Annotated in this window: 24 protein-coding genes; 9 read left to right on the forward strand and 15 right to left on the reverse strand. The window is 55.3% G+C overall.

Translation table 11 applies throughout. The features are described 5' to 3' along the window. The 8 genes from EKD02_RS08270 to obgE all read right to left on the reverse strand — a co-directional run. The coding region (locus EKD02_RS08270; protein ID WP_126384966.1) for an oligosaccharide flippase family protein at nt 1-1,142 on the reverse strand (1,142 nt) is incomplete at its 3' end. Next, nucleotides 1,139-2,281: a glycosyltransferase gene (locus tag EKD02_RS08275; RefSeq protein ID WP_011889488.1), complete on the reverse strand. Its 1,143-nt coding sequence runs from the start codon at nt 2,279-2,281 to the stop codon at nt 1,139-1,141. The genes EKD02_RS08275 and EKD02_RS08270, both read right to left, overlap by 4 nt. Further along, complete coding sequence (locus EKD02_RS08280; RefSeq protein WP_011889487.1) at nt 2,268-2,852, reverse strand: methyltransferase domain-containing protein; 585 nt, start codon at nt 2,850-2,852, stop codon at nt 2,268-2,270. The genes EKD02_RS08275 and EKD02_RS08280 overlap by 14 nt, the downstream gene beginning before the upstream one ends. Further along, entirely contained in the window at nt 2,849-3,697 is an 849-nt protein-coding gene (locus EKD02_RS08285; protein WP_244924430.1) for a glycosyltransferase family 2 protein, read from the reverse strand. The genes EKD02_RS08280 and EKD02_RS08285 overlap by 4 nt, the downstream gene beginning before the upstream one ends. Beyond that, nucleotides 3,694-4,824 (reverse strand): glycosyltransferase, encoded by a 1,131-nt coding sequence (locus tag EKD02_RS08290; protein ID WP_185805724.1) that lies wholly within the window; start codon nt 4,822-4,824, stop codon nt 3,694-3,696. The genes EKD02_RS08285 and EKD02_RS08290 overlap by 4 nt, the downstream gene beginning before the upstream one ends. Further along, a complete protein-coding gene (locus EKD02_RS08295; RefSeq protein WP_011889484.1) occupies nt 4,811-5,077 on the reverse strand; it encodes an HPr family phosphocarrier protein in 267 nt (88 codons plus the stop codon). The genes EKD02_RS08290 and EKD02_RS08295 overlap by 14 nt, the downstream gene beginning before the upstream one ends. Next, a complete protein-coding gene (locus EKD02_RS08300) occupies nt 5,074-5,577 on the reverse strand; it encodes an N-acetyltransferase (protein ID WP_126384970.1) in 504 nt (167 codons plus the stop codon). Before EKD02_RS08300 ends, EKD02_RS08295 begins: the two co-directional genes overlap by 4 nt. Before the next feature lie 2 nt (nt 5,578-5,579). Then, nucleotides 5,580-6,590: a GTPase ObgE gene (gene obgE / locus EKD02_RS08305; protein ID WP_126341859.1), complete on the reverse strand. Its 1,011-nt coding sequence runs from the start codon at nt 6,588-6,590 to the stop codon at nt 5,580-5,582. A 90-nt stretch (nt 6,591-6,680) separates the two neighbouring features. On the opposite strand from obgE, the gene xseB reads away from it, so the two are divergent. Next, nucleotides 6,681-6,938: an exodeoxyribonuclease VII small subunit gene (gene xseB, locus EKD02_RS08310; RefSeq protein ID WP_011889481.1), complete on the forward strand. Its 258-nt coding sequence runs from the start codon at nt 6,681-6,683 to the stop codon at nt 6,936-6,938. Nucleotides 6,939-6,945: 7 nt separating this feature from the next. On the opposite strand, the gene gatB is transcribed toward xseB, so the two are convergent. The 5 genes from gatB to EKD02_RS08335 form a co-directional block, all read right to left on the reverse strand. Beyond that, nucleotides 6,946-8,373, reverse strand: coding sequence for an Asp-tRNA(Asn)/Glu-tRNA(Gln) amidotransferase subunit GatB (gene gatB, locus EKD02_RS08315; RefSeq protein WP_126384972.1), 1,428 nt, complete (start codon nt 8,371-8,373; stop codon nt 6,946-6,948). A gap of 42 nt (nt 8,374-8,415) precedes the next feature. Then, complete coding sequence (locus EKD02_RS08320) at nt 8,416-9,129, reverse strand: lipid-binding SYLF domain-containing protein (protein WP_126384974.1); 714 nt, start codon at nt 9,127-9,129, stop codon at nt 8,416-8,418. 81 nt (nt 9,130-9,210) lie between these two features. Continuing rightward, nucleotides 9,211-10,539, reverse strand: coding sequence for a Clp protease N-terminal domain-containing protein (locus tag EKD02_RS08325; protein WP_011889478.1), 1,329 nt, complete (start codon nt 10,537-10,539; stop codon nt 9,211-9,213). A 173-nt stretch (nt 10,540-10,712) separates the two neighbouring features. Next, nucleotides 10,713-11,021 (reverse strand): hypothetical protein, encoded by a 309-nt coding sequence (locus EKD02_RS08330; RefSeq protein WP_011889477.1) that lies wholly within the window; start codon nt 11,019-11,021, stop codon nt 10,713-10,715. A 71-nt stretch (nt 11,022-11,092) separates the two neighbouring features. After that, on the reverse strand, nt 11,093-11,332 hold the full coding sequence (locus EKD02_RS08335) for a hypothetical protein (protein WP_126384976.1): 240 nt from the start codon (nt 11,330-11,332) through the stop codon (nt 11,093-11,095). 21 nt (nt 11,333-11,353) lie between these two features. Between EKD02_RS08335 and tsaD the strand changes: the two genes are divergently transcribed. The 8 genes from tsaD to proC all read left to right on the forward strand — a co-directional run bounded on the left by tsaD (nt 11,354) and on the right by proC (nt 17,271). Beyond that, on the forward strand, nt 11,354-12,391 hold the full coding sequence (gene tsaD / locus EKD02_RS08340) for a tRNA (adenosine(37)-N6)-threonylcarbamoyltransferase complex transferase subunit TsaD (RefSeq protein ID WP_126384978.1): 1,038 nt from the start codon (nt 11,354-11,356) through the stop codon (nt 12,389-12,391). 116 nt (nt 12,392-12,507) lie between these two features. Next, the gene (gene yajC / locus EKD02_RS08345) at nt 12,508-12,864 is read left to right on the forward strand and encodes a preprotein translocase subunit YajC (protein WP_126384980.1); all 357 of its coding nucleotides are present in this window, start codon (nt 12,508-12,510) and stop codon (nt 12,862-12,864) included. Between the two features lie 9 nt (nt 12,865-12,873). Further along, complete coding sequence (carA, locus tag EKD02_RS08350; RefSeq protein ID WP_126384982.1) at nt 12,874-13,983, forward strand: glutamine-hydrolyzing carbamoyl-phosphate synthase small subunit; 1,110 nt, start codon at nt 12,874-12,876, stop codon at nt 13,981-13,983. A 6-nt stretch (nt 13,984-13,989) separates the two neighbouring features. Then, a complete protein-coding gene (locus EKD02_RS08355; protein WP_126384984.1) occupies nt 13,990-15,132 on the forward strand; it encodes a pyridoxal-phosphate-dependent aminotransferase family protein in 1,143 nt (380 codons plus the stop codon). Between the two features lie 117 nt (nt 15,133-15,249). After that, complete coding sequence (locus EKD02_RS08360) at nt 15,250-15,663, forward strand: c-type cytochrome (RefSeq protein WP_126341871.1); 414 nt, start codon at nt 15,250-15,252, stop codon at nt 15,661-15,663. Nucleotides 15,664-15,743: 80 nt separating this feature from the next. After that, on the forward strand, nt 15,744-16,079 hold the full coding sequence (locus EKD02_RS08365; RefSeq protein ID WP_011889470.1) for a c-type cytochrome: 336 nt from the start codon (nt 15,744-15,746) through the stop codon (nt 16,077-16,079). A 118-nt stretch (nt 16,080-16,197) separates the two neighbouring features. After that, a complete protein-coding gene (locus tag EKD02_RS08370) occupies nt 16,198-16,452 on the forward strand; it encodes a SemiSWEET transporter (protein WP_041469683.1) in 255 nt (84 codons plus the stop codon). An 18-nt stretch (nt 16,453-16,470) separates the two neighbouring features. Then, nucleotides 16,471-17,271: a pyrroline-5-carboxylate reductase gene (gene proC, locus EKD02_RS08375; protein WP_011889468.1), complete on the forward strand. Its 801-nt coding sequence runs from the start codon at nt 16,471-16,473 to the stop codon at nt 17,269-17,271. A gap of 18 nt (nt 17,272-17,289) precedes the next feature. On the opposite strand, the gene EKD02_RS08380 is transcribed toward proC, so the two are convergent. Together EKD02_RS08380 and moaCB are read right to left on the reverse strand one after the other, a co-directional pair. Beyond that, on the reverse strand, nt 17,290-18,513 hold the full coding sequence (locus tag EKD02_RS08380; RefSeq protein WP_126384986.1) for a molybdopterin molybdotransferase MoeA: 1,224 nt from the start codon (nt 18,511-18,513) through the stop codon (nt 17,290-17,292). Next, nucleotides 18,513-19,451: a bifunctional molybdenum cofactor biosynthesis protein MoaC/MoaB gene (moaCB, locus tag EKD02_RS08385; RefSeq protein WP_011889466.1), complete on the reverse strand. Its 939-nt coding sequence runs from the start codon at nt 19,449-19,451 to the stop codon at nt 18,513-18,515. The genes EKD02_RS08380 and moaCB overlap by 1 nt, the downstream gene beginning before the upstream one ends. Nucleotides 19,452-19,479 lie beyond the last annotated feature (28 nt).

The raw sequence follows: 19,479 nt of genomic DNA on the forward strand, positions 1-19,479 counted from the left end.
AAAAGCACCTGCAGAAGGAGAGCGGCTGCAGCATTCATGAGACTGAGGCGTGCATGGCCGGTCATGGCCAGCAGGGTTGCTGCCATCCCGAAAAAAGCTTGCAGCAGAGCGGCGCCCGAAAGCAGTACAAGTGCCGGAGCGGCCTTCGAAAAAGAGCTTCCGAACACCGCCATCACAGGACCGGGAAGCAGGGCAAACAACAGCAGCAGCGGAATGGCTAATGTCAGAACCCACCTGCTCAGAAGCCGGTAGACCCGTCCAGCCTCCTCCATCCTGCCGGCCGCATGAAGCTCGGCAAAAACAGGGGCGGCCATTCCGGCAAAGGCGACCAGCACCGCGCGGATAAGGCCGGCTGTGCGTGCTGCAGGATGATAGAGGCCAACGGTTGCCGGATCAGTCAGCATCCCGAGCATCATCACATCAAGCCAGTGCATGCTCATACTGATGAACGATACCGCCATGAAAGGCAGGGCATAGAAAAGCACAGGCCGCTCAACTGCACCATTCCACCCAACCTCCGGAAGCATACCGGCAACAGGAAAAAGGCGCGGGCGTATCCAGAAATACGAAATCACGGCCGACAGCGCGAAGGGGAACAGGAGCGCAGCCTCACTGCCGAAAGCCATGGAAAACAGCAGGGTAAAGAATAGCAGCAGTATCGGATTGAGAGCCTGTGTGGCAATGATTTTAGGACGGATGTTGCCGCATGCCTGCATGGCATTGCCATAAAGCATCGAAGCAACATTGAAGGGAATGGCCGCAGCATAACAGGCAACTGCGAGTTGCAGCAGACGGCCGCCGTGAAGCGCCGCCGCCACCGGAGCGGAAAAAAGCTCAAGAAGAAGAAAAATGGCGATCGAGAGCCAGAGCGCCATTTTCACGACAGAGCCTATCAGCTCCGTCCGCCGCACGGGATCATGGCGGGCAGCAGGAACGAAACGAAGAAGCGCCGAATCAAGCCCCGCCATTGCTGCCACCTCTGCAATCTGAACAACGGCAATGGCAAGCGCATAGGTGCCGAGAGCATCAGCGCCGAGCAGCCGTGCAACCACAAGGCTATAGAGAAATCGCGCCACCTGGCCGACAAAAAATCCGCCCAGTGAAAACCCTGCACCGGCTGCTATCGATACATTCCGGTTCATGATCCCTCCTCCTGCAATGCCCGATGAAGCTCAGCAACCATTGCAGCAGCAAGAGCATCCCAGCTGTGCTGCCGGGCGAACGCCCTTCGCTCATCACTCCTTCTGTCAGCCAGTGCTTCGGGAACCATTTCCACAAACTCCTCTTCCGTATCGGCTACTGCAGCAACAGTGCGCGCCCTTTCAACAGCTTCGCAGTAGTTGAGGGCAAGCACCGGAACTCCGGCAGCGGCATATTCATACAGCTTGTTCGGATCCGAAGCCCGTTTAAGCGGGCTCCGCTGCATCGGCATCAGCGCAAGAGAAAAATGCTGTACCCAGCAAGGAACCTCGTCGTAGGGCACCAGACCGCAGTAACGGACATTGGGAAGTGCGCGAAGCTCCCGCTGCCTCTCCCACCAGCCGTGTTCATAGGCCGGCCCCACCAGAACAATGCTGAACCCGGGCCACCGCCCGGCCACACGAACCAGGAGTGGCACATCAAGCCAGTCCATCGCCCCAAGATATCCAAGAACCGTTCCACCAGCTTCACGAAGCGGAAGGGGTACATCACAGCGCGGCCCGGCAAACCGTTCATACTCAACCCCGTTACCAAGAGGAACCACACGAACGGCCGGAGGTGGCGCAATGCGCTCACTCAATTCACTGCTGACGCTGAACATCAGTTTCGCCCTCCGCAGCCATGCAGCCCGGTACCCCGCAAGCCAGGGCGGTGAACCGGGAAAGGCCAGATGATCGTCATTGGCATCATAGAAACCAAGCCGGGCAGGCAGCCGGGCAGCAACCGGCCCCCAATAAACATTGCTGAGACCGATAACCCGGTCGCCTCCCCAAAACCCGAGAACAAGGGTCCAAAACAACATCATCGCCACTCCGGGAATACCCAGAAAAAAACGCACTGCAGGAATATTGAGCAGGCGGCCGAAAGCAAAAGGAACCCGTTTCAGGAAAGGGACTGTCACCACAAGCACCCTTCCACGGCGGACCGGCATCCAGTGATGTTTGCGGCCAAGGGTAAAGGGCTCAATAAAGAGAATATCCCAGCTGTCGGGAAAACGGGCGAGAAGGCGCTGTTTGCGGGTAGAAAGAAAATCCCACTGCACCTCCGAAAACCAGACCAGCCGCTGCTTACCCTCCGGCATTCTCACCTCCCCTGTCAACCCTCAGCTCATAGATCTGCACCTTTTCAAACAGCAGACGGAGAAATGGCTTCACCCCGCTCAAGTAAAACAGAGGACGGCGGATGCGGAACTCTGCACTTCTCTGCACCCTGAAGCCCGCCCTCCCGAAAAGGGCGCGCGCCTCACTCTCCCCCATCTCATGAAAATGATCAGGGCTCCGGAGCATGGCCGGACGGCTGAGAGGCATAGAAACAAAAAGCCGCGCTTCGGGTCCCGAAAGTACCCTGCGCACCTCAAGAAGCAGGTGAAGCGGATTGTAGAGATGCTCAAGCACCTCCATGGCACACACTACGCTGTATGAGCCCTGCAGAGACTCCACATCAAGGTCAACTGTACTGTTGACGAAACAGCACCCGAAGAGCTCCTCTATCATTCCCGTCAAAGGAGTCCGCTCCCCGAGATCAAGCCCTTTATCAATCGAGCGGCCCGAAATCCCGGAATCGGCCATAAAAGCAATGCTCTTCTGCCATCTGAGAGGATGCGCAGCCTCATTAAGATAGTCACCATCCACAGCATTCCTGTAACCGCTCATGCGCTCTCCTCCCGGCGAAGCCTCGAAAAAAACATCCCCGCAGCAGCCGGAACCAGACGAAGCGGCAACAGCAACAGAAACAGCGGCACCGAGAATGGAGTGCCGTGCTTCTGGAGCAACCGGACGGTTGAGGCGGTTCGTAACCATAGCTTCCGCAAAAGTCGCCCCTCAAAAGCCCCTGAAACCCGGTGCCAAACCATTGAAGAGGGAACGAACACAATCCGAAGCCCCATCGCCCGGAGGCGAAGGGAAAGATCGACATCCTCGGCGTACATACCGAATGCTTCATCAAAACCACCCAGAGCCCTGACAACACCAACCCGCAGACCAACGCAGCACCCCGTCGCATATCCGGTTGTGCCTGGCCGGCTGAACCGGGGGCCGTCATGGCGGCGCAGCCCCACATGACGCACAAGGCCCGAACGGAGACTCACTTCCCCGCCAGCATACCATATCAGTGAAGGATTGGCCATATAGAAAATTTTCGGTACAACTGCACCTGCCCCGCCCTCACCACGAAGAACCGTAAGCAACGGAAGTGCGAACCCGGAATCAACAACAGTATCGTTGTTCAAAAACAGCACCTCGTCCGCACCCATCTCCTCAGCACGCCGGAACCCGGCGTTGTTGCCTCCCCCATAGCCAAGATTGGAGGGAAGCTCCAGAATTTCAGCATCAGGATGCTCTCTACGGATACGACCAGCCGAACCATCACTGGAGCCATTGTCGACCACCAGCACACGGAAAGAAGTTTCGAGCGCAGCTGCATCAAGTGAATGGAGGCACCGGATGGTATCATCGGCGCCATTCCAATTCAGCACCACCACGACGAGCCCCCCCCTCACTCCTCACCTCCCGCGAGCCGCCGGAGAAAGGCCCCTGCCTGTGAACCGAATTCCCGCCACCCCTCATCCGCCACGCCCTGCTGCGAAACGGAAACAACGCCCTCCTGCTCCCGCATAAACAGTTCCGTGACAGCCTCCGCAATGGCAGGAGCAGTACACTCCGCAGCAACAACACCGTCATGGCGGGAGGAAACAGCATCGGGAAGGGAACCGGCAGGTGTTACAACAAGAGGAACACCGTAACCTTTGGCAAGCTGTGCAACACCCGACTGGGTCGCACTCCTGTATGGCAGTACACAGCAGTCTGCCGCAGCAAAAAGGGAGGCCGTTTGCCCGGCCGAAACAAAGCCGGGAAGGAATATCACCCTGTCGCTGATGCCAAGTCCTTCAGCAAGCAGCCGGTATCCGTCGGGATGCTCATAAAACTCTCCAGCCACAACAAGACGCACCGAGGGAAAAGAGGATTGAAGCTCCCCCAGAGCCTGCAAAAGAAGATCGAGCCCCTTGTAATGGCGGACAAACCCGAAAAACAGAAGAACCCGATCCTCCAGGCAAAGGCCAAGTTCATGACGGGCACTTTCCCGCGGAGGAAGGGCAACTTCAGGCGGATAGAGCGGATGGGTGAGCGGCAGCAGAGGAACCGAAGGCATTGCGGCCGCGGCCTCCCGTGAAACCGTGTCCGAAAGGGTAATGGCCCCCTCAAGCGTACGGGCGAGCAGGCGGCGCATCACGGGCTCGAAAAAGAATGACTCATGAGATGACATGTTGTGCAGAAGGGCAACGGTGCGAACACCGCTCAATCGGCGAAGCACAAACAGGAGGGGGGCAAGAAACCCTCCCCAGTAGGCGGCAAGCAGTATGTCGGGCGGATTTTTTTTCAGCTCTCCGGCAACGGCGAACCAGGTCAGGGGATTGTAGAGAACAAGCGGCCCTTCACCCAGAGGACTTGCAGCAGAAAGCCTGCCGTGAAGCAGAAAACGGGGCCAGAGAGCACGGAATCCTACAACCTCAACACGGCACCCATCCCTCCTCAAAGCCTCAAGCAGATGGGCACTGAAACGGGCAATCCCGCCCCTCAAAGGGGGGAAGGGGGAGAGGAAGACAATGGAAACACTACTGTTCCCCAAACCCCTGCTCAAAAAACTCGATAAGCTGGCGGGCAGCCTCATCAGCATCCTCACCGGTAAGTTTCAGAGTCAGCTTTGTCCCCTTCGGCGCAGCAAGACTCATGACGCCTATGATGGACTTGGCATTGATTTCCACACCCTGCATTTCAATAAAGAAATCGGATTTGAATCGCGACGCAAGCTTCACGACCGCTGCTGCCGGCCGTGTATGGAGACCGGCCCTGTTTTTAACTATGACTTCATGAACAATCACGGCAAAGAGTACCTGTTTTTGGTGTTGTTGGGAACGGGAAGTTTTTTGACCATGGCCGTTTCATCACAGGCCATCAGTTTTGGGCAGCGGGTACAGTCCCGCCATATTTTCTGCGGAAAATACTCTTTTTCAATTTCACTATACCCGAGACGGGAAAAAAAATGCCGGGAGAGGGTCAACACAAAAACCTCGGCAACGCCCTCCTCTTGAAGAACAGCTTCCGCCTTTTCCACAAGCAGCCGTCCCGTCCCCTTGAGCCTCCAGCTCTCCTGAACGGCCAGTGAACGGATTTCAGCAAGTGTACGGGTATAAAACGCAATGGCGCAGCAACCAACCACCTGACCCACATCCTCAGCCACAAAAAAATTCCGGATGTTCTCAACCACAGTCTCTGGAGCCCTTTCCAGCATCAAGCCGGAACCGGCGTAGACATTGATGATGAGCGAAATCGCCTCCGCATCGGCAAGCCGCGCCTGCCGTATCCGTACCGCACCCTTCATCTCTACTCCCCATCCTCCGGCGGCTCAGCCTGCCGTTCACAAAGGGAGACCTGACGCCAGAGCTCATCCTTGAGCTCTTTCATACCCTTGCCGGCAACACTCGACACAGCTATAAGCCCGACACCCTCCGGAGCCTCAGGCACAACGAAATCCCCGGGAGCAATATCCATTTTTGTTACCACAAGCAGCCGCGGCTTCTGAATCAGACCGTGCCCGAATTTCTCAAGCTCTGCAACAAGGGTTCCGTACTCGGCAAGAATATCGGGAGAATCCGCCGAAACCAGCACCGCAAGAATTTTTGTCCGTTCAATATGGCGGAGGAACTGCAGACCCAGCCCGCGACCCTCGGCAGCGCCCTCAATAATACCGGGAATGTCGGCCATCACGAATGACTTATACTCCTCATAGCGTACAATACCGAGATTGGGAACCAGCGTCGTGAAGGGATAATCGGCAATTTTGGGCCGGGCGGCGCTCAATACCGAAATGAGGGTTGACTTTCCCGCATTGGGAAATCCTACAAGGCCAACATCTGCCATCAGCTTCAATTCCATCGCAAGCTCCAGCTCCTCTCCTTTCCAGCCTGGCTCGCTTCGCCTGGGAGCCTGATTGGTGGAGGTGGCAAAATGCTGGTTACCCCGTCCGCCATGGCCACCCCGGGCAATCATGATCTCCTCGTCCGGCTTGGTAAGGTCGGCAATGACTTCCATGGATTCTGCGTTGCGAACCAGTGTCCCAATGGGAACATCAATAACAATATCCTTCCCTTTCCGGCCTGCCTTTCGTGACCCCATGCCATGGGCGCCACGGGGAGCCAGATACTTTTTGCGGTACTTGAAATCAAGCAGCGTGGTCAGATGGCTGTTTGTCCGCAGCCATACATTCCCTCCATCGCCGCCATCACCACCGTCCGGACCACCCTTCGGCACATATTTCTCCCGCCGGAAACTGACGCAGCCTCTGCCGCCATCACCGGCCTGCACAAATACCGTTGCACTGTCTACAAATTTCACCGGGGACTCCTGACTGTTGAAATAATCCTATGCTTTCCCTATACTTTACAAAACCAATAATCCACCAACACGAGGCCACAACACAAACCAATGGCAGAAGCCACCGCAGCACAACCATCCGTTGAAACGCTTATCTCGCGTCTTGAAGAGATAACCCGCACCATGGAAACCCCGGAAACCGGCCTTGAGGGCTCAATCGCTCTTTACGAAGAGGGGCTTTCCATAGCCGAACAGTGCAGAAAAAGGCTTCAGGAGGCCAGGAAAAAAATCGAGGTCATCAACAGCGGCATGCACAAAGAAAAACCCGCCGCCGACAGGGTTCAGGACCTTTTTACCCCCGGGAGCTGAACCGCACTCACGCACCAAGCTTTTTCACGAGAACCTCATTGACCATCTGCGGGTTGGCCTTACCTTTCATTTTTGCCATACACTGGCCCACAAAAAATCCCATAAGCTTCGTTTTCCCCTCGCGGTAAGCTGCCAGCTGACCGGGATTGGCCGCAAGAATCCCGTCAACAACTGCCTCTATGGCACCGCTGTCCGAAACCTGTGCAAGCCCCTCACGCTCCACTATCTCTTCAGCAGAAGCATCACTCTCCTGCATCAGCTCAAAGACCTGTTTTGCAATGGTGTTGCTCACCGCACCTGACGCTATCATACGGATAAGCCCGCCGAGACGCACCGGCGTAACAATGAACTCCTCTATGGAGAGATACTTCTCCTTCAAGGTCCGCAGAACCTCGCCCATCACCCAGTTTGATGCCACTTTCGCATCTTTCGCAAGGCCGGCAAGCTCTTCAAAATAATCGGCAACCTCCCGTTCAACCGTCAACACACCCGCATCATAAGCCGGAATGGAAAATTCCTGTACGAAACGCTCCGCACGGGCTTCGGGAAACTCGGGAAGCTCAAGGCGGATTCTCTCAAGCATCTCTTCATCAACAAGAATCGGAACAAGATCGGGATCAGGAAAATACCGGTAGTCATGGGCAAACTCTTTGCCCCGCATCGAACGGGTCTCACCCTTGTCGGCATCCCAGAGCCTCGTCTCCTGTGATATGGCGCCTCCTGCCTCAAGAATCTGGCGATGCCGTTCGGCCTCATATTCTATAGCCTTTTCAACATTCTTGAAGGAGTTCATGTTCTTGATTTCCGTACGGGTGCCATACTCTTCGTCACCATACAGACGAAGCGAAACATTGGCATCGCACCGCAGGCTGCCCTCCTCCATGTTGCCATCGGAAATACCGAGATACTTGACTATCTGACGCAGTTTCTGGAGGTAGACAGAAGCCTCTTTGGCTGTCCGGATATCGGGATAGCTCACAACTTCCAGAAGCGGCACACCGCTCCGGTTGACATCAATGAAGGTATCATCCCCGATATCATGAATGGATTTACCTGCATCCTCCTCAATATGAATTCTGATCAGCCGCACATGCCGCTCACCCTCACCTGCGTCAATCCTGAGACCACCCTCCAGACAGATTGGTTCCTCGAACTGTGAAATCTGGTATCCTTTCGGCAGATCAGGATAAAAATAATTCTTTCGGGCAAGTACCGAAAGGGGCGCAATACTGCAGCCGGTTGCAAGCCCAAGCTTGACGGCATCTTCAACAACCTGGCGGTTCAGCACGGGAAGCGCGCCCGGCAGCGCCAGACATACGGGGCACACATTGGTGTTTGCCGGATTGCCGAACCGGGCGGAACAGCCACAGAAAGCTTTGCTCTTTGTATTGAGCTGACAGTGAACCTCAAGACCCACCACTAATTCATACTTCATGGAACCTCGCTGCATTCGGGCACTCCCGTACCCGCATTGATATTAATAAGCTACGCTTCCCTGATCAGCCTTCTCAAAAGGACGGTCATCAAACGGAGCCGGCTCGCTGTAAGGCTGCGCGGAGGGCGCAGGGGCACTGTACTGCTGCCCGGGAACGCTTTCAGAATAGATGGGCTGAACAGCCGGCGACTTCGGAGCCAGTGCGCTCCCCGGCTGCAGAGGCTCATAGGAGAACTTCTGGCCACCTATTGTGGCATCAGCCATCACTCCTGCTTTCGGCAGCACAAAAATCGCCACACCATCAGAATAATCAGCGTTGGTTGCAATACCCGAAGTCACAACAACCGCCGTCATCTGGGCGCTGATTTCAAAATTACCCTTCTTGAAATCCGACAGGGCCTTATTATCCTTGAAAAAAATAATCTCAGTAAACGACTGACCACCAAGCTGCGGTCCCACATTGAGCTGAGAAATGGAGGAGCGGCCAACCAGACGGCCGCCTTCATACACATACCCCCTGCCGTGCCCTCCGCCCAGCATGAGAAATCCCCCTTTGTATACATCAGGGAACACAACATAACCATACGCTCTGGAAAAAAAACGCTCCAGAGATGGATCGTTTTTCTTCAGATACTGAACCGCATCTGCAGCCTTGTCGCCTTCATTCGGATCCCATCCGGCAAACGCCGGACCCGTAACAAACCCCGCCAAAAGCAGCACGGCGAGAACACTCTTCATCATTTTCATCATGGCCATTCATTTTTGGTGTTGTAATAAAATCAAACAGCGATAAACATACAATGACAGGCAACCCTTATTATACGATTTTCCTGTTAATTATATGACGCTGCCAGGGTCAAGTTCCCGCTTGAGAGCCTCCCGTTCAATTTCAAGACGGCGGATTTCGCGATTGAGCCGATCCAGCTCCTCGGGACTGCTGTCTATTTCCAGCCGCAGACGCGAGGAAGCCTCGTCAATCAAGTCAATCGCCTTGTCAGGAAGGAACCGGTCGGCTATGTACCGGTTCGACAGCTCCGCCGCAGCAACAATGGCCGAATCCTTGATACGCACACCGTGATGGATCTCATATTTCTCCTTGAGACCCCGCAAAATGGAGACCGTGTCCTCCACACTCGGCTGGTCAACAACCACAGTCTGAAACCGCCGCTCCAGAGCCGCATCCTTCTCAATATGTTTCCGGTACTCATCAAGCGTTGTGGCACCTATGCAGCGAAGCTCTCCACGAGCAAGAGCCGGCTTGAGAATATTTGCAGCATCCATCGACCCCTCCGCAGAACCGGCACCCACAAGAAGATGCAGCTCATCGATAAACAGAATCACTTCACCATTGGAATCCTGCACCTCACGCACCACCGCTTTCAGCCGGTCTTCAAACTCGCCCCTGAACTTGGCCCCCGCAACCAACTGGGCCATGTCAAGAGCGGCAATCTGGCGATTGAGAAGATTTTCAGGCACATCGCCCGCCACAATACGCTGGGCAATCCCCTCAACAATGGCCGTTTTGCCTACTCCCGGCTCACCAATCAGCACCGGATTGTTCTTGGTCCGGCGACTGAGGATCTGCAGCACCCTGCGAATCTCATCGTCACGGCCAATAACCGGGTCAAGTTTCCCTTTGCGGGCAGCATCGTTCAGATTTCTGGAATATTTTTTCAGCGAGTTGTAGGTATCCTCCGCACTCTGGCTCGTCACCCGCTGCGACCCCCGAAGGGTCTGAAGAACCTTGAGAATGGCCGCACGGTTCATTCCTGCGTCTCCAAGCAGACGAGAAACCGTCCCGCCCGCCTCACTCAGGGCAATGAGAAGATGCTCCGAACTGATGTACTCATCCTTCAGCTTTTCGGCCTCCTTCAAAGCCGAATCAAAAACCTTTCCGAGATTCTGCGACAGATACTGCCCCGTCGCCGAAGCTCCCGTAACCTTTGGAATACGCTCAATCTCCCGATCAAGCACTTCCCGCAGGCTCTCCACGGAAACCTCAAGTTTTCGGGCAATCTCTACAGCAATGCCTGCACTTTCGTCAAGCATGGCAAGGAGAAGATGTTCCGGCTCAACCTGCTGATTCTGATGGCTGCCAGCCATAGTTGCGGCTGCCTGAATGGCCTCCTGGGCCTTGGTAGTAAATTTGTTGGGATCGAATTGCATGGCTCGTTCATGTTTTTTTTCAGGAAAGAAAAATTCCGTACGCCATATCCATAAACAATGTAAAATGAAAAATAGTTACTCCTGCAGCAACACCATGTCACATGTCAAAAAAAAACCGCCGAACCCCTCAAGGCACTGCGGTTTAAAAAAACAAGGGAGGGAACCCTCTCCTCCTAATACTCCTTATCACCCTCTTCTGAAGGGGCCGAAGCTTTCGACATGTTTCTGGCAAGTGCCCCGACAACAAGCCTCATGATTTCTCCGCCGGTTGAAACAAGCTCCGCTCCCTTGTGCTGGATAAACCGCTGTGTTGCCAGCTGATCCTTGAACAGCTCGACACTGGCCGGATCGTAGCCCCCCTCACTCACATATTCATCAATCACCTCTTCAGCCTCGTCAAAAGACATGGAAAAAACCTTGATCCCCAGCTTGGCCCTCTCAATTGAGTCAAGAACTTTTCCTTCTGTTGTCTGCTGCTCCATAGCATTCTTCTCTTATGATTCTGATTGAAAACTCCCGCCTGTCATTATAATATAACCATTTTTCCCCGCAGTCAAGGCGCCCCCCCCTCCTCCCTGTAGAGGTCACGCAGACCTGCGAACAGAAGAAGAAGACCAACCCCCAGAGCCGGCCATGTATAAATATCGGGAATGAAAAACAGGCTGTTGAGAATTCCCGCTCCGGGCGACAGAAGAAGAATAAGGTCCGCGCCGGCAAGAATCATCAGCACATTGAGAACCCTCACCTTTACCCGCCGTTTGGGATTGTTCCCCTGTTTGTTAGCTTTGCCCATACGAGTTAAAACAATGATGGAATGATTATTCTTGGACTGGAAACCAGCTGCGATGAAACATCTGCGGCTGTCGTGCAGAACGGCAAAGTTCTCTCGAATATAGTCAGCTCACAATGCTGCCACACAGACTTCGGCGGAGTTGTTCCCGAACTGGCCTCGAGGGAGCACGAACGGCTCATGGTCGCCATTACGGACGCCGCTCTCAGCGAAGCCAATATAACAAAAAACGACCTTGATGTCATAGCCGCAACGGCAGGCCCGGGCCTTATCGGAGCTGTCATGGTAGGGCTCTGTTTTGCCCAGTCTATGGCGTGGGCGCTCCAGGTCCCCTTCGTCCCCGTCAACCACATTGAGGCGCACATGTTCTCACCGTTCATTGAAGCGGGCGCCGCCAAAGGGGTTCCAGAAGAACCATTCATATCGCTGACCGTCTCGGGCGGCCACACGCTCCTTTCCATCATCGGAACCGACCTTTCCCGCCGCATCATTGGCCGGACCCTCGACGATGCAGCAGGGGAAGCCTTTGACAAAACGGGGAAAATGCTCGGGCTCAGCTACCCCGCAGGGCCTGAAATCGACCGGCTGGCAAAACAGGGGAACCCCTCATTCCACCGTTTCCCCAGAGCACTCACCGCGCAGTCGCAAACAAGCAAAAGCTACCGGGGGAACTACGATTTCAGTTTTTCAGGCCTGAAAACCTCAGTCCTCACCTGGCTGCAGAAACAGTCACCCGAATACATCGACCGGCACCGGGCCGACATTGCCGCTTCCATTCAAGACGCCATTGTTTCTGTGCTGCAGGAAAAAACAGTTGCCGCAGCCCTCTGTCACCAGATCAATTCCATCGCCATAGCCGGCGGGGTCAGTGCAAACTCCGCCCTGCGGGACGCCATGGAAAAGGAGTGCTCCCGCCAAGGCATACGGCTGCACCTGCCCGGGCCGGTTTACTCAACCGACAATGCCGCCATGATTGCCGCTCTCTGCGAACTGCAGATCTCCCGCGGCATGCGGCCCGAAAGACGATACAGCACAGCTCCCTTTGCAGGAATGCCAAGCTGAGGGAGCAAAGCCTGATTGAAATAGTCCTGCAAATAGATTACATTTAAAACCACTGAGAACAGCCTTGTGAGCTTTCAGCATTTTTCCTTATAAACCAAAAGACGACACCCCGCATAATGCACGAATTCATCTCAGCACTCCTGCTTTTCGCACCTCCCACAACAGGAGGCGCGGCACCAAACCCCATCATCCAGCTCGTACCGCTGGTCCTCATATTCGTTGTCTTCTATTTTTTCATGATACGCCCGCAGCAGAAAAAGCAGAAGGATCGCGAAAAAGTACTTGAAAGCCTGAAGCGGGGCGACAGAATTGTCACCATCGGCGGAATGCACGGAACGGTTGCCGGCATTGACACAGAAAAAAAGACTGTACTCGTGCAGGTTGCTGACAACACGAAAATCAAGTTCGACCGTTCTGCAGTAGCAAACATCGACAAACAGGAATCAGGCGACAAACTCACGAGCGGAGAATAACGGACAAGCATGCAGCCAACACGAGCAACATTGGTCCTGGAAAACGGATCAGTCTACACAGGAACGGCCTTCGGGCATCAAGGCGAAGCCTCGGGAGAGGTGGTCTTCAACACCTCTCACACAGGATATCAGGAGATTCTTACCGACCCCTCCTATGCAGGGCAGATGGTACTCATGACCTATCCTCTCATAGGCAACTATGGATTCAACCCCACCGACAATGAATCACGGCGGATATGGGCGTCAGCATTCATAGTCCGGGAAATCTCGAATATCTACAGCAACTACGAGGCAACCGAAAGCCTTGACGACACGCTGAAAAAAGCCGGGGTCCTTGGCCTTGCAGGAATCGACACAAGAAAGCTTGTTCGTGAAATCCGTGAAAAGGGTGCGATGAGAGGCTTCATCTCCACCACTGAAACCGATACTGAAAGCCTGCAGAAAAAAGCACAGGCCATTCCCCAAATGACGGGACGCGACCTTGCAAAAACAGTCACCTGCAGCGAGAACTACACTCTTGACACCCCCAATGCGCGTTATCATGTTGCCGCATTTGACTACGGAATCAAAACCAACATCCTCCGTCTCCTCCAGAATGCGGGATGCCGGGTCACCGTTCTCAAAGCCGGAACAACGGCCGAAGAAGTCATAGCCCTGAAGCCCGACGGCGTCTTCCTCTCAAACGGACCGGGCGACCCCTCGGCAGTAGACTATGCCATTGCAGCCATCCGGTCGCTTGCCGACTACAGCCGCACAACCCGTCCGCTGCCCATATTCGGCATCTGCCTCGGCCACCAGCTCCTTGCGCTTGCCCTTGGAGCCACAACCTACAAGCTCAAGTTCGGCCACCACGGAAGCAACCACCCGGTCAAGAACATGGCGACCAAAAGCATTGAGATCACATCACAGAACCACGGCTTCGCCGTCAGCATGGACTCACTGCCCGACTCCCTTGCAATGACCCACCTCAACCTTTACGACAACACCGTTGAAGGCATCATGCACTCGGAGCTTCCCTGTTTCTCAGTTCAATACCATCCTGAAGCTGCTCCAGGGCCACACGACTCGCACTACCTGTTTGACGAGTTCACCGCCATGATGGATCAGGCAAAAAACTGACGCGGAATGAAAAAAAGACTCTTCACCCCCGGGCCCACACCGGTGCCCGAGGAGGTCATGCTCCGCATGGCCGCCCCCATCATACACCACCGGAACCCCGAGTTCATGGAAATCCTCGCCAGGGTCCATGAAAACCTCCGCTATCTCTTCCAGACAACCCAGCCGGTCGTAGCACTCAGCTGCTCAGGAACCGGAGGAATGGAAGCTGCTGTTTCCAGCCTTTTTGGCGAAGGCGACAAAGTCATTACAGTCAATGCAGGCAAGTTTGGCGAACGATGGACAGAACTTGTGCAGCTCTACACCGGCAGCAGCACCGAAGAAACCCTTCCCTGGGGCAGCGCAATCACGCCAGAACGCCTGAAGCAGCTTCTCAAGGAACATCCCGACGCAAAAGGGATATGCCTCACTCACTCGGAAACATCCACAGGCACCGCTTCGGATATTAAAACCCTCAGCACCGTCATCCGGGAACACTCTGATGCGATGATACTTGTGGACGGCATCACGGCAATCGGCGCCCATGAGTTCCATTTTGACGACTGGGGAATCGACATCTGCATCACCGGCTCCCAGAAAGGGCTGATGATGCCTCCGGGCCTGGCACTCGTTGCCATTTCAGAGCGGGCACAGGAGCGAATCAATGAACCCGCACGCAAGCCCTCAAACTACTACCTGAGCCTGAAAAAAGCGCTTGAATCCCATGCCGGTGACGACACACCCTTCACTCCCGCAGTATCCCTCGTCATTGGGCTCGACGAAGCACTGACAATGATACGCAACGAGGGTCTTGAGCATGTATGGCAGCGGCATGAAAGCCTGGCCGCAGCCTGCCGGGCAGGATGCATTGCGCTCGGCATGAAAATCTTCAGCAGCTCCCCCTCTTTCGCCGTCACGCCGGTATGGCTCCCCGAAGGGGCTGACTGGACAGAGTTCAACGACGCCCTCAAGCACGACAACGGCATAACCGTGGCCGCCGGACAGGATGCATTCAAGGGGAAGATTTTCCGCATCTCCCATCTCGGCTACTATGACGAACTTGACATGCTCACAGTTATCGGCGCAATTGAACGGGCAATGAAAGCAATTGGCCTGCCCCTAACCCCCGGCACAGGCGTCACGGCAGTCCAGAAGGCATTCCTCGGCAAGTGAAACAAAAAAAATCATTTTGCCGTCAAATGAATAATAAGTAAACTGCTATATTCGGCTTTTATCGCCCGACGCAGCAGAGGCGGGCATCAACACCTAAAACAGCTCACGGAGACCACAATGAAAAAATTCCTTCCTTTTCTGACCATCGGGTTTGTCGTCCTTGGCGGATGCGGACTTGAAAAACCCCCGGCCACACTTGAATTCCCCGGCGAACATGAAGGCGCTGCCAATGAAGCCGTAGAGGCAGCAGCTCCCGAAGCTCCTCTTGATCCCGCGCTTGCCGCCGGCAAAGCGGTGTACGACATGAGCTGCGGTGCATGCCATGATGCTGGCATGATGGGTGCTCCCAAACCCGGAGACAAAGCTGCATGGGCTGACCGTGTGGCACAGGGTCTGGATGTCATGACGCAGAAATCCATTGACGGATTCACTGGAGCAGCGGGGATGATGCCCGCAAAAGGCGGCAATATGGATCTCACAGACGAAGAGGTCGGAGGCGCAGTAGCCTGGATGGCCAGCACTGTAGAATAAAACCAGCCGAAGAAATAAAGGGAGCCGCCTCCGGGCGGCTTCTGCATATATAACAACCACACACTAAAGGAGATCTCTCTATGTCCCGTATCATTTCAGCCGCAGCAGGCGCAATGCTTGTTCTTTCGCTCGGCTCCATCGACGCCAAAGCAGCCTACAACGCCGCTGCCGGTAAAGCCATCTATGACGGAAGCTGCGTAGCCTGTCATGCCGCCGGCATTATGGGTGCCCCGAAAGTCGGCCTCAAAACCGCATGGACCAGCCGCATTCCCCAGGGTATGGAAGCCATGGTACAGAAGTCGATCAAAGGCTATCAGGGCACAAAAGGAATGATGCCTGCCAAGGGCGGCAACATGAAACTGACCGACGCAGAGGTTGGCAATGCTGTGGCCTACATGGTAGAACAGAGCAGGTAAGACTCCTTGCATAACGAACGGAAAAAGGCGGGAAGCAATTCCCGCCTTTTTCCGTTCACGAGAATTCGGGAATCTCAGGGCGGGAGTGTATCTTGATTGCAACAATAAACAGCGCATCATGTTTCCGAACGAGTTTCTCGGCTATGCCGCCGGCATCATCACCACGCTGGCACTGCTGCCGCAGGCAATCAAAATCCTCTCGACACGCCAGACGCGCGACATCAGTCTCGTCTGGGCGATAGCCATGAACACGGGAATTATCCTCTGGCTGCTCTATGGTCTCGCACAAGGCGACCTCCCGATGATTGCCGCCAACAGCTTCTCCCTCATTCTGCTCATGCTCATTCTCGCACTGAAACTCCGCTACCGCTAACACTACAACAACGACCCCATGAGCACCCTTCATATCGGGTTCATAGGAACAGGACGGATCGCCAGTGCCATCATTGCCGGCCTCAGTTCCAGAAAAGAAACGACCCTCCTCGGCTTCGACCGCGACCCCGAAGCCCTCCGTCCACTTGCCTCCGCTTACGGCCTCACCCCATGCACTTCACCCGCCGAACTTGCCAAAGGCTCCACAGTCATCATTCTGGCCGTCAAGCCCTATCAGATACAGGAAGTTCTTGACGAACTGCGTCCATCACTCTCCCCAAGCCATCTGCTTGTCAGCGTAGCCGCAGGAATCTCCACGGAATTCATCAGGGAGAACACTTCGGATGAAACCCGCGTCATAAGGGTCATGCCCAACACACCGGCCTTTTTTGGAGAAGGGATGAGCGCCCTCTGTAGAGGAAAGAATGCAACCACCCGGGACAGCGACATAGTCAGCAGCCTGCTTGGTGCCATTGGACGGGTCGCACTTCTGGAAGAATCACAGATGGATGCAGCAACGGCTCTCTCCGGCAGCGGCCCGGCCTATATGTTCCACATTCTCGCCTCACTTGCCGAGGGCGGAGTGCAGTGCGGCCTCACCCGTGAACAGGCGTTGCTGCTTGGAGCACAGACCATGCTGGGGGCCGCCAGAATGGTACTCAATGGAGACAAAAGCCCTGAAGAGCTCATCCGTCAGGTCACCACACCGGGAGGCACTACCGAAGCCGGGCTGAAAGTGATGGATGAGCGCAACATCCGCGCCACTCTTGTTGACGCGGTTGCAGCCGCAGCCACCCGCTCACGCGAACTGGGGCAATAAGAGACCCGGAAGGCCGTGCTACAGCAGCCCGGCCCAGGGAAGTTGCGAACAGAAGACAAGAGAGCCGGCAGGAAGTGGTTCAGCAGACGGGGAACACTCAATGATGCAGTTGGAGCCCACCAGAGAGGAAATCATATGCGACTCAATCTTTTCCGTCACACTGCAGAACAGACGCCCGTCCTCTTCACGGAGCCGGCCCGGCAGAAACCGGTAGCGTTTTCTGTCGGCCGGAAAGGGTGAGTCAAGAACAGCCTGCAGCCGGCCCGGCTCTGCTCTTCCCTGCATAAGCATTATTGCAGGAACAACATACTCCATAAAACAGACCAGAGCCGAAACCGGATTACCCGGCAAAGCAAACACCCCGCGTCCATCCCGTGATCCGAAATAGACCGGCTTCCCCGGCTTCTGGGCAACAGTCCAGAAATGCTGGCTGACACCAAGCCGCTCCAGCTCCTCGCGAACGAAATCGTACTCCCCCGTTGAAATCCCTCCAACGCTCACAACCAGATCCGCCTCCGCCATAGCCGCCGCAAGAGCACTTGAAACCGCCACCCTGTCATCCACCGCATGGCGGACGCTGCAAGGCTCAATGCCGATCGAGCGGCAGGCAGCCTGCAGCATGAAGCTGTTGGAATCATAAATCTCCGCATCCAACACCCCTTCTCCCGGAGACTGCAGCTCATCGCCAACAACAACAATTGAAAGCGCAGGAAGCGTGCAGACTGAAACAGAATCATAGCCGAGAGAAGCCAGCACAGCAATTTCAGACGGACTCACCACGCTCCCTTCCAAAAGCACCCGTTCCCCCTCAGGAATCTCTTCTCCCGCATAACGGACATTTCCATTTCGGGAAGGCAGCCGGAACACAGTCACCTCCTCACCCTCAAAGCCGCTTGTAAATTCAAACGGCACAACCGTATCCGCACCAGCAGGCAGAGGCGCCCCCGTCATTATTCTGGCAGCAGTCCCCTGAGTGAGCTGCCCCGAAGCACTGCTTCCGGCTGGAATGTCATCCGTCACCCTCAGCATCACCGGGCACTCCGGAGTACACCCCTCTATATCCTCCCAACGGACAGCAAAGCCATCCATTGCCGAATTCGTAAACCGCGGCAGCCCGAAAGGCGCCACAACATCCCCCGCAAGTACACGACCCGCAAGCATCCCAAGAGGGCACTGCTCAACCCCCCCAAAGCGCAGCGCACGCTGCCGGACAAGACGACGCGCCTCTTCTACATCAATCATCAGTGGCCCTCCCCTTTCATCATGGAAAAAGCATGAAACACCGAAGGCACCAGCACCTCCAGAGCGTCACGGGCCGCGCCCGCGCTTCCAGGAATGCAGACCACCATTGAACTCCCTATCATGCCCGCAGCCAGCCGCGAAAGCATAGCAGTTCTTGTTTTGGTCTGTCCCCAGTTGAACAACGCAGCCTCAATACCCGGAAGCGTCCGGGAAAATTTCGGAACAATGGTATCAACCGTCACATCACGCGGCCCCAGGCCCGTCCCTCCCGTTGTAAGGATCAACTCAACCCCCGCAGCCCTCCAGCCCTCCACTGCCGCACTGATCTGCTCCGGCTCATCGGGAATGATGCGAACCTCGGAAACCTCACAACCCGCACGCTCCATTCCCTCCCGGAGAAGCTCACCCGAACGGTCCTCGCCACCTCCCGCAGCAATGGAATCTGAAAGCACCAGAATTGAAGTTCTCGGGCGGTAAGCATCCGAAAAATCAGTTTTGCCCCCACTCTTCATATCAAGACGGATTCCGCCGATCTCCATAGCTTTATCCACAGCCTTGCACATATCGTAAATTGTAAGTGCAGCAACAGAAACCGCCGTCAGAGCCTCCATTTCCACCCCCGTCGCCTCCTTCGTACGGGTAGTGGCAAAAATGGCAATACGGCCCGGCTGAACCTCAAAACGCACATCAACCCACGACAGGTTCAGCTGATGGCAAAGCGGAATGATATGAGCCGTACCCTTCGCAGCCTGAATGGCCGCAACCTTCGCAGCAGTCAGCACATTACCCTTCGGCAGCGCCTCAGTCGAAAGCAGCCGGAGCGTTTCAGGGCTCAATGAAATCCAACCCGAAGCCCGCGCAGTCCGCAGCGTCCCCGGCTTCGAAGAAACATCAACCATAGAGACATTACCGTCCCCGTCCAAATGGGTAAATGGCATAGGAAACAAAAAAGAGGGTTACCAAAGC

Source organism: Chlorobium phaeovibrioides (assembly GCF_003968655.1).
GTDB lineage: Bacteria > Bacteroidota > Chlorobiia > Chlorobiales > Chlorobiaceae > Chlorobium > Chlorobium phaeovibrioides.

Bases quoted from the DNA above. Each gene is read 5' to 3' on its own strand.
- gatB (WP_126384972.1), bottom strand. From the start codon at position 8,373: ATGAAGTATGAATTAGTGGTGGGTCTTGAGGTTCACTGTCAGCTCAAT.
- proC (WP_011889468.1), top strand. From the start codon at position 16,471: ATGAGCACCCTTCATATCGGGTTCATAGGAACAGGACGGATCGCCAGT.
- EKD02_RS08300 (WP_126384970.1), bottom strand. From the start codon at position 5,577: ATGAAGGGTGCGGTACGGATACGGCAGGCGCGGCTTGCCGATGCGGAG.
- EKD02_RS08360 (WP_126341871.1), top strand. From the start codon at position 15,250: ATGAAAAAATTCCTTCCTTTTCTGACCATCGGGTTTGTCGTCCTTGGC.
- EKD02_RS08330 (WP_011889477.1), bottom strand. From the start codon at position 11,021: ATGGAGCAGCAGACAACAGAAGGAAAAGTTCTTGACTCAATTGAGAGG.
- EKD02_RS08355 (WP_126384984.1), top strand. From the start codon at position 13,990: ATGAAAAAAAGACTCTTCACCCCCGGGCCCACACCGGTGCCCGAGGAG.
- EKD02_RS08275 (WP_011889488.1), bottom strand. From the start codon at position 2,281: ATGCCGGAGGGTAAGCAGCGGCTGGTCTGGTTTTCGGAGGTGCAGTGG.
- EKD02_RS08335 (WP_126384976.1), bottom strand. From the start codon at position 11,332: ATGGGCAAAGCTAACAAACAGGGGAACAATCCCAAACGGCGGGTAAAG.
- EKD02_RS08380 (WP_126384986.1), bottom strand. From the start codon at position 18,513: ATGATTGATGTAGAAGAGGCGCGTCGTCTTGTCCGGCAGCGTGCGCTG.
- yajC (WP_126384980.1), top strand. From the start codon at position 12,508: ATGCACGAATTCATCTCAGCACTCCTGCTTTTCGCACCTCCCACAACA.
- carA (WP_126384982.1), top strand. From the start codon at position 12,874: ATGCAGCCAACACGAGCAACATTGGTCCTGGAAAACGGATCAGTCTAC.
- EKD02_RS08325 (WP_011889478.1), bottom strand. From the start codon at position 10,539: ATGCAATTCGATCCCAACAAATTTACTACCAAGGCCCAGGAGGCCATT.
- xseB (WP_011889481.1), top strand. From the start codon at position 6,681: ATGGCAGAAGCCACCGCAGCACAACCATCCGTTGAAACGCTTATCTCG.
- moaCB (WP_011889466.1), bottom strand. From the start codon at position 19,451: ATGCCATTTACCCATTTGGACGGGGACGGTAATGTCTCTATGGTTGAT.
- tsaD (WP_126384978.1), top strand. From the start codon at position 11,354: ATGATTATTCTTGGACTGGAAACCAGCTGCGATGAAACATCTGCGGCT.
- EKD02_RS08365 (WP_011889470.1), top strand. From the start codon at position 15,744: ATGTCCCGTATCATTTCAGCCGCAGCAGGCGCAATGCTTGTTCTTTCG.
- EKD02_RS08320 (WP_126384974.1), bottom strand. From the start codon at position 9,129: ATGGCCATGATGAAAATGATGAAGAGTGTTCTCGCCGTGCTGCTTTTG.
- EKD02_RS08370 (WP_041469683.1), top strand. From the start codon at position 16,198: ATGTTTCCGAACGAGTTTCTCGGCTATGCCGCCGGCATCATCACCACG.
- EKD02_RS08280 (WP_011889487.1), bottom strand. From the start codon at position 2,852: ATGAGCGGTTACAGGAATGCTGTGGATGGTGACTATCTTAATGAGGCT.